Annotated in this window: 8 protein-coding genes; 5 read left to right on the top strand and 3 right to left on the bottom strand. The window is 60.6% G+C overall.

Annotation, left to right across the window (positions count from 1 at the left end; translation table 11 throughout):
* The first annotated feature begins 22 nt into the window (after positions 1–22).
* Both proA and ACYSMN_RS06445 read left to right on the top strand, forming a co-directional pair.
* Positions 23–4,981 carry an anti-phage protein ProA gene (proA, locus tag ACYSMN_RS06450; RefSeq protein ID WP_488923036.1) on the top strand — a complete coding sequence of 1,653 codons (4,959 nt, stop codon included), beginning with the start codon at positions 23–25 and terminating at the stop codon, positions 4,979–4,981.
* 426 nt (positions 4,982–5,407) lie between these two features.
* Positions 5,408–5,863 (top strand): transposase, encoded by a 456-nt coding sequence (locus ACYSMN_RS06445; protein WP_488923035.1) that lies wholly within the window; start codon positions 5,408–5,410, stop codon positions 5,861–5,863.
* Between the two features lie 252 nt (positions 5,864–6,115).
* On the opposite strand, the gene ACYSMN_RS06440 is transcribed toward ACYSMN_RS06445, so the two are convergent.
* Complete coding sequence (locus ACYSMN_RS06440) at positions 6,116–6,610, bottom strand: GNAT family N-acetyltransferase (protein WP_488923034.1); 495 nt, start codon at positions 6,608–6,610, stop codon at positions 6,116–6,118.
* A gap of 436 nt (positions 6,611–7,046) precedes the next feature.
* Between ACYSMN_RS06440 and ACYSMN_RS06435 the strand changes: the two genes are divergently transcribed.
* Positions 7,047–8,597 (top strand): B12-binding domain-containing radical SAM protein, encoded by a 1,551-nt coding sequence (locus ACYSMN_RS06435; RefSeq protein ID WP_488923033.1) that lies wholly within the window; start codon positions 7,047–7,049, stop codon positions 8,595–8,597.
* Positions 8,598–9,014: 417 nt separating this feature from the next.
* On the opposite strand, the gene ACYSMN_RS06430 is transcribed toward ACYSMN_RS06435, so the two are convergent.
* Positions 9,015–9,971, bottom strand: a complete 957-nt coding sequence (locus tag ACYSMN_RS06430; protein ID WP_488923032.1) for a DMT family transporter — start codon at positions 9,969–9,971, stop codon at positions 9,015–9,017.
* 117 nt (positions 9,972–10,088) lie between these two features.
* Positions 10,089–11,078 carry a tRNA dihydrouridine synthase DusB gene (gene dusB / locus ACYSMN_RS06425; RefSeq protein WP_488923031.1) on the bottom strand — a complete coding sequence of 330 codons (990 nt, stop codon included), beginning with the start codon at positions 11,076–11,078 and terminating at the stop codon, positions 10,089–10,091.
* 174 nt (positions 11,079–11,252) lie between these two features.
* On the opposite strand from dusB, the gene ACYSMN_RS06420 reads away from it, so the two are divergent.
* Together ACYSMN_RS06420 and ACYSMN_RS06415 are read left to right on the top strand one after the other, a co-directional pair.
* Positions 11,253–12,296 carry a CPBP family intramembrane glutamic endopeptidase gene (locus ACYSMN_RS06420; RefSeq protein ID WP_488923030.1) on the top strand — a complete coding sequence of 348 codons (1,044 nt, stop codon included), beginning with the start codon at positions 11,253–11,255 and terminating at the stop codon, positions 12,294–12,296.
* A gap of 136 nt (positions 12,297–12,432) precedes the next feature.
* Positions 12,433–13,374, top strand: coding sequence for a phosphatidate cytidylyltransferase (locus tag ACYSMN_RS06415; protein WP_488923029.1), 942 nt, complete (start codon positions 12,433–12,435; stop codon positions 13,372–13,374).
* Positions 13,375–13,405: the final 31 nt, after the last annotated feature.

Below are 13,405 nucleotides of genomic sequence, written 5' to 3'. Positions count from 1 at the left end.
CTGAAGTCCGTGCCACACACTCATGCCTACTGACTTAACTGCCCGCCTCGACGCTTCTCGCCAGGAGCTGCTGGATCTGGGCCTGCGCAACCCACTGCTCAACTACCGACCCTCGCCGGCGCGGGGCGTGAGCATCGTGGGAGAGGAGTCGGCGGCGGTGTATGAATTGCTGGTGCGCCAGGGCAAGACCATGTATTTTCTGGCGGCTCCCGAGGCGAAGAAGACAGCAAGAAGCAACCAGAGCATCGTCGCAGAAGCCACCGTTTCGGAAACGGCTACGCCCGCCGCCCAAGCAGACGCGCCATTGCCCGTTCTATCTGCAAAAGAAGGCGAGTCGACGGCACTTGTCGCGTCAGCAGAACCCGCTTCCACGGAGCTTTCGGAGGCGGAGCGCCAGGTCTTGCTCACCGACAACAAGCTGCAAACCGCCGAGCCGCTGGCTAAGCTCGAAAGTCGGCTGCTCAACACCTACTACACCGCCCGCACCAGCTTAGAAGAGCACGGTGTCAATATTCTGTATCTGGCGCTGGGCCAATTGACTTGGTACGAAACGGCCAGCAGCGAAGAGCCGCGCCGGGCGCCGCTAGTGCTGGTGCCGGTGCTGCTGGAGCGCGGCACCGCCGCCGAGCGGTTCAAACTGCGCCACACCGGGGCCGAAGTAGAAGGCAACCTTTCGTTGCAGGCTAAACTACGGGTTAGTTTCGGGCTAAGCCTGCCGCTGCCCGAGCCTGATGAGGAATCTAGTATAGCTGGCTACCTAGCTGCCGTAGCGGCGGCCGTGGCCGGACTGCCGCACTGGGAAGTAGCTCCCAACGCTATTGCGCTGGGCCTCTTTTCCTTCGGTAAGTTCCTGCTCTACCGCGACCTGGACCCCGCGACCTGGCCCGCCGATGCGTCCCTGCTCGACCACCCCGCCATTGCCGCGCTGCTCGGCACCGACACCGGCTTCCAGGACGCTCCGCCCACTATCGGCGACACGGCTTTTCTGGATACCGAAAGCCCCGCCCACGAACTGCACCAGGTGCTCGATGCCGATTCGTCGCAGCTGCTGGCGCTGCTGGCCGTGCACGAGGGGCACAACCTAGTGGTGCAGGGGCCACCCGGTACCGGTAAGTCGCAGACCATTGCTAACCTGCTGGCCGAGGCGATTGGAGCGGGTAAAAAAGTGCTATTCGTGGCCGAGAAGATGGCCGCGCTGGAAGTAGTGAAACGCCGCCTTGACAGCCTAGGCCTGGGGGCGGCCTGCCTAGAACTGCACAGCCACAAAGCCAACAAAAAAGCCCTGCACGACGAGCTAAAAGCCACGCTGAGCTTGGGTAAGCCCGCTCCCGCTACGGCCGTGGAAGACCAAGTGGCCCAACTGCCACGCTACCGCACCGCTCTCAACGCCTATGCTCTGGCGGTAAACGCTCCCATCGCCCGTAGCCGCCGCACAGCCCAGCAGGTGGCAGGAGAACTGCTGCGTCTGCGCACCGAACGGAGCGAGGTAGAGCTGCCGCGCATCCCGTTCCCAGCGCTGGCCACCTGGACCGATGCCGATGCGGCGCATGCCGAAAGTCTGGCCGCCCGACTGCAAGCCACGCTCCAGAAAACCGGCGTGCCGCAACGGCTGCTGTTCTGGGGCAGCGAGTTGCTGGTGCTGCTACCAGCCGAACAAGACGCGCTTCCCGGCCAGCTACGTGCCGCCAGCACGGCCGTAGCCGCGCTGCAAGCTGCCGCCCAGGCGTTGGCTGGTCACCTGGGTTTACCCATTCCGTTGGATCGGGCAGCGGCGGAAAGGCTGCTGCCTGCCGCCCGGCACGCGCAACTGGCCCCGTCTCTGCGCGGTGCGGCCGTGTCGGACGCCAGCTGGCAGCAGGCCGCGCGTCTCACCGAAATCTTGCAGGCGGGCGCCGTGTACAACGCGCTCCATCAGCAACACGATGCGGCGTTGCTGCCCGAAGCATGGAACCAGCAGCTTTTGCCGGAGCGGGCGGCGCTGCTTTCGTACGGCGGCAAGTGGTGGAATTTCCTCATCGGCGACTACCGCCGGGCCCGCCAGCGCCTGCAACGTTTGTGGCGCCACGAGCTGCCCCAAGACGCCGCAGCTCTGGTGCCGGTTATCGACGCCATTCACGAAGTGGCCCGCCACACGCAAACCATAACCGAAGCCGCGCCGCTAGGCCAGCAGTTGTTTAGCGCGGCTTGGCAAGGAGTGCGTTCCGATTGGGCAGTGCTGACCAAGACGCAGGAGTATCTCACGCTCACCCACCAGCGCATAGCCCGCGGCGAGCTGCCCGCCGCGCTGCTGAAGTACCTGGAACAGAGTGCTACTACGGACCAGTCTTCTATATTATCTGGCAGTCCTAGTCAGATGAACGTCAAGCGGACCGGGGCTGATTTTCTGGCGACGGCGAATGATTTTCGCTTGGAAGACAATGAGGATGGAGCGGCTATTTCGGAACAGCGGAGCCTCCCTGAACTGCTAGCGCCGCTTGAAATTGCTCTGACCCAGCAGCGCACCGCCGTGCAAGCCGTGGCGGAGGCGTTGCGCCTGAACGAGCCCCGTCGCTTCGGCCCCGAGGGGCGGCTCCAGTTTCAGTCCTTCGAGCAGCAGCAAGCCATCCTAGCCGCCTGGACTGCCGACATCCCCGCTCTGCGCCTCATCACCGAATGGAACAACGTAGCCGCCACCGTGCAGGCCGATGGACTGCCGGAGCTGCTCACGCTAGCGGAACGCTGGGAGCTGGCCGCTCAGCTCCTGACGGCGGCTGTGCGCCAAACCTGGCTGGAGTTTTTGCAGAAGCAGGCCTATGAGCAGCATCCGGCTCTGCGTCAGTTTGAGCGAGCTAGTCACGAAGAAACCGTCGCCCGTTTCCGTCAGGCCGATCTGGACTCGTTGCGCCTTAACCGGGTGCGGGCCATGCGCCGACACTTCGAGCAATTGCCCAACCCGCAGGCCGGCGGCCAGATGCTGCTGCTGCGCAATGAATTCGCCAAGAAGACCCGCCACTTACCGCTGCGCCGCCTCATGGAACAGGCCGGGCGGGCGGTGCAGGCCATCAAGCCGGTGTTTATGATGTCGCCGCTGTCGGTGGCGAGCTTCCTGCCGCCGGGGGCCGTGGAGTTTGATTTGGTGGTGTTCGATGAGGCCAGCCAGGTGAAGCCCGTAGACGCGCTGGGCGCCATTGCCCGTGGCCGGCAGTTGGTGGTAGTCGGGGATTCCAAGCAGCTGCCGCCCACTTCCTTCTTCGACTCGCTGACCGGCACCGGCGAAGAAGCCGACGAGGAAAACGTAACGGCCGACATCCCAAGCATTCTGGAACTGTGTAAGGCTCGCCAGATGCCCGAGCGGATGTTGCGCTGGCACTACCGTAGTCTGCATCAATCGTTGATTGCGGCGTCCAATCACCTGTTTTACGAAGACAAGCTGGTCATTTTTCCGAGCCCCGGCGGGCAGGGACAGCTGGGATTGGTCTATCATCATCTCCCTGAAACCAATTACGAACGAGGCACCACCCGCACCAACCCGCTAGAAGCACGGGCGGTAGCCGAAGCCGTGCTGCACCACGCCCGCACCAGTCCGCGCCTCACCCTGGGCGTGGTGGCCTTTAGCACGGCACAGCGCCAAGCCATTCAGGACGCGCTGGAAACGCTCCGCAAGCAGCACCCCGAAACCGAAGCCTTTTTCAACCGCCACGCGCACGAGCCGTTCTTCGTGAAAAACCTCGAAAACGTGCAGGGCGACGAGCGCGACGTCATTCTCATCAGCATCGGCTACGGGCGTACCAAGGACGGTTTGCTCACCATGAGCTTCGGGCCGCTGAACGGCGAAGGTGGGGAGCGGCGTCTCAACGTGCTCATCACCCGCGCCAAGCAGCGCTGCGAAATCTTTACCAACCTCACCGCCCCCGACCTCGATCTGAGCCGCACCCGCGCGAAAGGCGTGGCCGCACTCAAAACCTTCCTCGAATTCGCCCAGCACGGCCGTCTAAACCAGGGTGAGCAAACCAGCCTGGCCGTAGAATCGGCGTTTGAAGAAGCAGTGTACCGTGCCCTTACGGCCCGTGGTTACCAAGTGCGCCCGCAAATTGGGAGCCAAGGCTTCTACCTCGATCTGGCCGTAGTAGACCCCGACCAGCCCGGCCGCTACGTGCTCGGCATCGAGTGCGACGGGGCCATGTACCACGCCGCCCGCTCGGCCCGCGACCGGGACCGGCTGCGCCAGCAGGTGCTCGAAGCCGTGGGCTGGCGGCTGCACCGCATCTGGAGCACCGACTGGTTCCGCGACCCCGCCCGCGAGACGGAGCGCGCCGTGCAGGCCATCGAAGAAGCCCGCCGCCGCGCCGCCCTCGATGAGCCCGACGAGCCGGAAGAAGTGGCACTGGCGAAGCCAGAAACGGAACTCGTGGGCATCATGCGGGAGGAAGCATCGGCTACTCCTAGTATGATAGCGGAGCCTTACCAAGTGGCGCAACTGCCGGCTGCCGTGGGGCATAGGGAACTGCATCAGCACAGCTTGGGCCAATTAGCCAACTGGCTCACGGCCGTGGTGCGCATCGAAAGCCCCATTCATATTGAGGAAGCCACGCGCCGGCTGGCCCAGGCCAGCGGGGCCACGCAGATGGGAGCCCGGATCCGCAAAACCGGGCAGGATGCCGCGCTGCTGGCCCAGAACCTGCGCCACCTGCGCCGTCAAGGCGACTTTCTTTGGGAAAACACCATGCAGCAGCCCCCTATCCGGGACCGAAGCAACCTGCCCGCCATTTCCCGCAAGCTCACCTTCATCGCCCCCGAAGAGCTGACCCGCGCCCTGCGCACCGTGGTAGAGCAGAGTTTTGCCCTGCCCCGCGAGGACGCCTATTTGCCCACCGTGCGCCTGCTAGGCTTCAGCCGTCTCTCCGACGACATGCGCCAACAGCTAGACGCAGTACTGGCCGGCTTGCTGGAGCGCAACGAGCTAGAAGAAGTGAATGGGGTTTTGCGGGGCCTCACCCCCTAGCCCCCTTTCCTCGCTTGATGCGCGACATTGTGGAGAGGAGGAACTAGCTGTGGAGTAGCGTATTCTAGCTTTCTCCATAACTACCCTAAGTTGCAAAGAATCAAGCCCCAGCGGGGCGACATATCGGTAGTCAGGATATTTGCGTGCCTTTTTAAAGCCCCAGCGGGGCGACACGTGCGTTGCCGGGTGTCGCCCCGCTGGGGCTTTGTTCGACATTGGAGTTATTTTTTCTACCAATATGTCGCCCCGCTGGGGCTTCGATTCTTCGCCACTTGGGTTAACTCCTGATACATATGCTGCCGGCTGGTGAAACTGTCTTGCTTACTCTACGCCTAGCGGGCTCCATCGGCGCGGGCGGGGCGGGAGCTGCATGCGCGGCGAGTAGCGGATCAGGAGGCCGCCCGCACCACGGAGGCAGATCAGCCCTTGGCGCGGCGTCGCCTTGAAAAGAAGTTCTTCGTGGAGTTCGATGCGCTGCTGGATGCTCGAACGGTGGGGCCAAACTATCTGGAAAAGGAGAAGATTGCCGAGGCCGTGGCCGGGGAGCTGCTGATGCTGGAGGAGCAGGGCTTGCGGGTGCCGTGCTTCGTGCTGCTGCCCAATCACCTGCACGCGGTGGCGCATTTGCCGGCGAGAGCATCGTTGTCGCTCTACAAGGCGCTGGAGCTGCTGCACCAGCGCACCTCCGCACAGGCCCGCCGCATATTGCGGGGCCAGCTCCCACCCGAGACCGATTTCTGGCAAACGGGCTTCCACGAGCTGCCCGTAGTAGATGCCGCTGAGCTAGTCCGCATCCGGGCCTACCTGCTGGCCCACCCCGTCCACCTCAACCTGCCCGAGCGGTTTCACGACTGGCCTTACGTGCACGCTGGCTCGCTGTAGCGCTGCCTCGTAGTAAGTCACCGCAACTGTTAGAACGTCCTGCTTGGTTTAGCGTCCGTCAGATCAAGTAAGACGTCCAATCACAACCCCTAAATAGCCTGAGCTTATTTGTAGTACACCCATCTTTTTTTATTCGAGTGTACTACAACTTTGTAGTACACTCCTAAATAATTTTTGGCAGGTACTACACATGCTGCTTTCTTTGAGTCTAGACGATTGCAAATGCTGGGGCGAGAATAGAGAAAGAGCCTTCTACAACGAATAGTGCATTGTCTCCTCATCGAAATATTGGCCTTCCCATTTGATGGCACAGGGCTCCAAGCCAATAGTTTCGAAGCCTTCGGAGGCGTAGAGGCCGCGGGCGTTAGCGTTGGTAGCTACCACGGTCAGGAGCACGTGTTCCAGGCCGGGCACGGTGCGGGCAAACGTTACGGCAGCTTGCAGCAGTTGCCGACCCATACCTCGGCCGCTGTACTCGGCTGCCACGTACATTCCCCAGATCAAGCCTTTATGCCGCATCTTTTCCCGCTGCTCCCGGTCGAAGCCCACGATGCCTACCAGCCTCGCATTGTCGAAAGCGCCGAATATAGCTTGGTCTGCATGTTGGGCGTAAGCGGGGAGTTGGCGCGGCGCGGCGGCATCGTCGGCGGCCGTGATGCGGAAGCCAGTTGGGACGCGCTGTAGGCCGTCGAGGCGCAGGGCGCGGTAGGCGGCTTCATCAGCGGGAAACTCAAGGCGACGAATCATGGGATGGCAGGGCGAAATTAAGCCCGAAAGGTAGTCGAGAAAACGAGATGGAAGCTTTGCCGCAGCAAGTGCAACTCTAGGCCCAAGAGCAACCCGAAGGCAGCCGGTAGAATGCATGTCGCAAGCTCTGCTGCAAGCTCTACACGCTGCCAGCGAATGACGTGCGCCGCGTGGTACTCCGTGGCACCTTGGGCTTGGGGCTTGAGAGAACACGGTTGAAAATTTCTGGCGTCCGAACATCCCCGAAGTTCTGGGGCGCGCACTCTCAGATGGGCCCAATGGAGAGTGCTGGTTGCTTTTTGAGGATCTGTTGCCTTGTTTGGCATAGACGAGCCTAACAAATATAAAGGCTCCCGGCTTGTCTTCGCGGCCGTTGGCTGCCGTTTAAAAGGTTAGCTTGCCGAACAGGATACTAACCCTTCCCATTCTAAACTACATGGCACGATTGAAAATAGGCGTTATTGATCTGGTTTGTAAAGGACCGACCACAACGCTGTGGGCCCGCACGATGCACGCGAATCTGGCCAGTATTATGCCGCAGGTGGTAGCCACCTGGTGCGAGCAGGAAGGCCACGAGGTAACGCTCGTGTGCTATACCGGACTAGAAGATCTGCGCAAAGAACTGCCCAAGGGCGTCGACCTGGTCTTCATCAGTGCTTTCACCGAAGCCGCGCTGCTGGGCTACGCGCTCAGCAACTACTTCCGCAGCCAAGGCGCCGTTACGGTGCTCGGCGGTCCGCACGCCCGCTGCTACCCCGACGATGCCGTGCAGTACTTCGACTACGTGCTGGGGTTCACCAACCAAGGCACCATCCAGGAGGTGCTGAACAATTGCATGCCGCATCGGCCCGAAGGAAAACAGCTGTCGGCGGGCAAGCAGCCGAGCCACTTGCCGGGCGTGCGGGAGCGGTGGAAGTTCATCGAGCCTACGCTGAAAAAAGCGCCGGTGCTGCAAATGGTGCCCATGATTGGCAGCGTGGGCTGCCCTTACACCTGCGCCTTCTGCATCGATGCCACGGTGGACTACCAGCCCATGAGCGTGGAAATCATCAAGGAAGACCTGCGCTTCCTGCTCACCAAGTTCAAAAGGCCCGTTGTTGGCTGGCACGACCCCAACTTCGGGGTGCGGTTCGGGGAAACCATGGACGCTATTGCGGAAGCGGCCCCGCTCAAAAGCTTCCGCTTCCTGGCCGAAAGCAGCTTGTCCATTCTCACCGAGGAGCACCTGAAAGTGCTGCAACACCACGGCTTCGAGGCTCTGTTGCCGGGTATTGAGTCGTGGTACGAGTTGGGCAATAAGTCCCGCACTTCGCGCTTTGCGGGCGAGGAAAAGGTGAAGCGCATTGCCGAGCACGTGAACCTGATGTTCAAGTACGTGCCCTATGTGCAAACCAACTTCGTGCTGGGCCTCGACAGTGATGCCGGTGATGAGCCGTTCGAACTAACCAAGCGGTTTGTGGACCTGGCGCCGGCGGCTTTCCCCGGCTACTCGCTGCTGAGCGCCTTCGGCCAGGCGGCCCCACTCAACCTAGATTACCAGCGCAACAACCGAGTGCTGCCGTTTCCTTTCCACTTTCTCAACAACCACCTGGCCATGAACGTGAAGCCCGCCAACTACGAGTGGGTGGACTTCTACGACAAGGTCATCGACCTGACCTCGTACACGTTCTCGAAGAAAGCCATTTATCGGCGCTTCATGGCCTCACCCTCACGCGCCTCGAAGTGGATGAACACCATGCGGGCGGTGTCGTCGGAAGGCTACGGACGGATCCGTTTCTTCAAGCAAGTGCGCGAGAATCTGGTCCACGACCGGGCCTTCCGCCAATACTTCGAAGGCGAATCGCAGGAGCTGCCGGCTTTCTACAAGCAAATCGTGCAGAAGGACCTAGGCATGTGGTGGGAGTGGCTGCCGAAGGGCGCCATGGAGCACAACCAGAACGCCTACCTGCACAAAAAAGAAGGCACCCCCACGGCGCTATCAGCGTAGCTTTTGATGTGCTGATGTGCTGATGTGCTGATGTGCTGATGTGCTGATGTTAGCACTTACGCCCACCAGTTCGGTTGAAGCCCCGGAGGGGCGATATATCGGTAGTCATCCGTTGCTGTAACGACCTAAAGCCCCGTAGGGGCGACACTTTCAGACCACCTCAACAGGTGTTGTGTCGCCCCTACGGGGCTTGGTTCTTCAGTGTCAGTGTTTTACTACCGATATGTCGCCCCTCCGGGGCTTTTAATAGCCGTTCCGCTATGTGTATGTGTAAGACCTTGATGTGTTGACGTATTGAAGCGGTATAATATGGATTGATATGCCGTTTGAGCAATTACACTCCAATCAGCCCCTCAACCCATCAGCACATTAAACAATCAGCACATCAGCACATCAACTAATCAGCACATCAAAAAATCACCTAGCCCGGTGAATGATGGCTACGCTGACTAGAATAATAGCCATGCCGAGCAGGTGCCAGAGGTTGAACTCTTCGCCATCGAGCAGTCCCCAACCCAGCGCCACTATGGGCACGAGGTAAGTATTGGAGGCCGCGAAGAGGGCCGTGGAATTTTGGATGAGCTTGTTGAAAAGCACCATCGCCACGGCCGTGCTCATGGTAGCCAGCAGCGCAATGTAGCCGAAGGCCGGCCAAGCGCCGGGCACGGTGGCAAGCTTGTGCACAAACTCGGTACCCAACAGCAAAAACAGCAACGCCGGAACACCCACAAAAAGCAGCAGTAGACTCGTAACGGCCACGGCTTGGATGCCTTGAAAATGGTGCTTGATAATGTTGATGCTCACCCCATATCCCAAAGTAGCGAGCACAATATACAGACCGTACCAAGCATTGCCTTCGCCGGAAGGTGTGGCCTCACCACCGCTGCCGCCTAGCTGCATCAGCACCACCGTGCCTACTAGGCCGAGCGTAATACCAAGCACCCGCAGGCGCGTGAGTTTCTGCCCAAAAAGCGCGGCCCCCACCACCAGCGTAAACACCACCGTAAGCGCGTTGAGCACCCCCGCCAGCCCCGATGCCAGCCGGGTTTCGGCGTAGGCAAACAGAAAGGCTGGGAGCAGGGTACCCACCACGCCGCTCAGCAGCAGCCACTTGAAGCGGCCCCGGTCTACTTTGCCCAGGTGCCGCACCGCAAACGGCAGTAACAGCAGCGCCGCCACGCTCACCCGCGCCGCGCCCAGCTCCAGCGCCGAAAACACCAGCAGCCCCTTCTTCATCAGAATAAAAGACGTGCCCCAAATACTGGCCAGCACCAGCAACAGCACCCAGGCCGAGGCCGGAATACGGTGCGGCGGGGGCGCGACGGTGGAAGGAGCAGGAGCCACGGTAACAGCCGGGGTAGGGGAGGTGGGCATAAAGGAGAGTAGCGCGAAGCTCCGGCTTCGCGCATCGTTGAACGACAAGCGTTGCAGCCTCATGCGAGTCGTTCAACCTCAGCAACGAGGCGCGAAGCTGGAGCTTCGCGCTACAACTTAGCCTACCAGCACGGGCTCGGCGGCAATGATTTCGTTGAGGATGTCGTGCACTTCGTCCACCGAATCAGTTTCGACGAGGCGCATGCGCCAGTTTTTGGCGCCTTCGAGGCCGCGGAAATATTGGGCGTAGTGGCGGCGCATCTCGAAGATGCCCACGCGCTGGCCTTTCCACTCAATGCTCTTCTCGAAGTGCATACGGCACATGTTCACGCGCTCCTCCACGGTGGGCGGGGCCAGCAGCTCGCCGGTCGCCACGTAATGCTTCACCTCTCGGAAAATCCAGGGGTAGCCGATGCTGGCGCGGCCTATCATCACGCCATCCACGCCGTAGCGGTTCTTGTATTCCAGGGCTTTCTGGGGCGTGTCGATGTCGCCGTTGCCGAAGATGGGAATGCGGATGCGCGGGTTTTCCTTGATTTTGGCAATGAGGCGCCAATCGGCGTCGCCCTTGTACATCTGCACGCGGGTGCGGCCGTGTACCGTGAGAGCCTCGATGCCGATGTCTTGCAGGCGCTCGGCCACTTCCTCTACGTTCTTGGTTTCGTCGTCCCAACCGAGGCGAGTTTTGACGGTCACGGGCAAGTGGGTGGCGCGGACTACGGCGCTGGTCATGGCCACCATCTTGGGAATGTCGCGCAGCAGGGCCGCGCCGGCACCGCGGCAGGCCACTTGCTTCACCGGGCAGCCGTAGTTGATGTCGATAAGGTCGGGGCCGGCCAGGGTGCTGATGCGGGCACACTCGCCCATCGTTTCCACGTCGGACCCGAAAAGCTGAATGCCGATGGGCCGCTCGTAGTCGAACACGTCGAGCTTCTTGCGGCTTTTGGCGGCGTCGCGGATGAGGCCTTCCGAGGAGATGAACTCGGTGTACATCAAATCGGCCCCGTTGGCCTTGCACACGGCCCGGAACGGCGGGTCCGACACGTCCTCCATGGGCGCGAGCAGCAACGGGAAATCGGGCAAAGCAATGTCGCGGATGTGTACCACGGATGGGAGGGGTTAGCAGATTTTACGCAAATTTACGTCGCTTACTTAGTATTGAGTAGTTGGTAGTGAGTACTGAGACGAAAGGTTGTCTACGGGATGCCACTTACTCTCATCTGTGGTACTTAGTAGCGCAGTACTCACTACTACATACTCGGTACTCAATACTCAAAAAGCATGAAAGGTTTCGTTTCTAGCCGCTTGCACCCATTTGCCAATTTGCTGCTGCTGGCGGGGCTGCTGCTGCTGGCAATGTGCTTAGCCGGCTTTCTGATGGGCGCGCTCGGCAACCTGTTTTTCGGCGTGGGCCTGCTCGAAATCGGCAACGTGACCAATGAGCCCGCCGCGCATCCCAACGGCTGGGGCGTATCGATGCTGGCGCAGGGCGTGCTGCTGTTCGTGGGCTTTGGTGGCGCGGCGCTGGCGCTACCGCGGCTCACGGGCTACTCCTGGGTCAACTATTTTGCTCCCCGCCGTCCGGTGCCAACGGTATGGCTGCTAGCAGCGGCGGGCCTTATTATTCTCAGCGTCCCGTTTATGTCGGGCTTGATTGAGTGGAACGCCAAGGCACATTTTCCCGGTTTCCTGCAAGGTCTTGAGGCGCAGGCCCGCGAAATGGAAAACCGAGCCCAGGACCTCACCCGCTACCTCACGCAATTCAGCTCGCCGCCGCGGTTTTTGGTGGGGCTGCTCGTCATTGCCGTGGTGCCAGCCATCAGCGAGGAATTGGTGTTCCGGGGCGTAGTGCAGCGCAACCTCGTGCAGTGGACCGGCTCCCGGCACGTGGGGATATGGCTGGCAGCGGCCACGTTCAGTGCTATTCACTTCCAGTTTTTCGGCTTTGTACCGCGCTTTGTGCTGGGTTTGCTGCTGGGCTACTTGTATGAATGGGGCCGTAATATCCTAGTACCGATGGCGGCGCACTTCACCCAAAACGCCTTTCAACTTGGGTTGCTCTACGCGCAGCAGCGGGGTGCTTTTGGCGTGTCCTCCTTCGACCCTGAATCGACGCAGGCCCTGCCGTGGTGGTGGCAGCTTTTCTCGCTGGTCCTGACCGGCGCCGGACTGTGGCTGCTCTACCAACGTACCCAGGCCCCCACCACCGAGCCGCTGCCCACCGAAATACGCATTATTGGGGGCCGTGGCGCAGCTGTTGCGAAAACCATTGCCGCGCGGCGCACGGGCCGGACGCTCAACCACGACGGGATAGATGTGTCGTAATTGCACAGACGGGAACAGTGCATTCACCAATGTGAACGATTCTCGTTAAGTACTTTTTACATTCGTCCAGCGAAGTGGGGGCGTAGTATAGGCCCCTATTCCAACCCCGGACCCGTTCCCAATCTACCGCTCTACTTTGTCTGATACTGCTCCCGCCGCTGCTTCCAAACCCGTCACGCCGGGCAAAAAGCCCATGTCCAACCTCGCGCAGCGCATCATCTTCGCCGTAATTGGTGCGGTGCTGTTGCTGGGCAGCGTGTGGTACAGCGTCTGGACGTTCGCGCTGTTCTTCGGGTTGGTGCAGGCCAAGATGCTGATGGAGTTTTACCGCATGATGCGGACGGTGGGCTATAAGCCCGCAGGACTGCTGGGCGTAGTGATGAGCCTTGTACTGTTTGCCAGCATCCTGGTCCTGATGCACTTCTATAGTCTGGCAACGGAAGCTGTGCCGGTGATGGTGAATACTTTCCGGCAGTTGGGCTTCTCCGCAGTCGGCATTATTATTCTGTTGCCAGTAGTTCTGTTGCTGCGGGAAATGTATGCGTGGCCCCGGAAGAAGCAGCCGTTTTCGCCTTTTGCCAACGTTGGCGTGGCCCTACTTGGGCTCTTCTACATCAGCTTGCCTATGAGCCTGCTCAACGTAGTAGCGTTTAGTGTGCAAGGCTACGACTACCGCCGCGTATTCGCGCTGCTCTTTCTGGTGTGGTGTTCCGATATTGGCGCCTATGCTGCCGGCAAAACTTTCGGTAAGCACAAACTGGCTCCTAGTATTTCGCCCGGCAAAACCTGGGAAGGGGCCATCGGCGGCTTTCTGCTGACGCTCGGTATGGGCTGGGCCCTTGGCTACCTGCTGCCCGATATCCCCCTGAATTACCGCCTCGTAGTAGCCGCCGTGGTAGCCGTGTTTGGCCCGCTCGGCGACCTGGCAGAGTCCATGCTCAAGCGTAGCGTGGGCGTGAAGGATTCTGGCCGCATCATGCCCGGCCACGGCGGCCTGCTCGATAGGTTCGATGCCTTCCTGTTCATTCTGCCGGTGCTGGCGCTACTCAAGCTTCTAGCTAGCTTTCGAGGCTGGTAGTAAAACGGCCGACAGTCTTGCGTTGACCAGC

The sequence above is a fragment of the Hymenobacter sp. M1-2 genome (assembly GCF_057808495.1).
The sequence above is the reverse complement of the archived record's forward strand: the minus strand, read 5'-3'. Positions and strand labels throughout refer to the sequence as shown.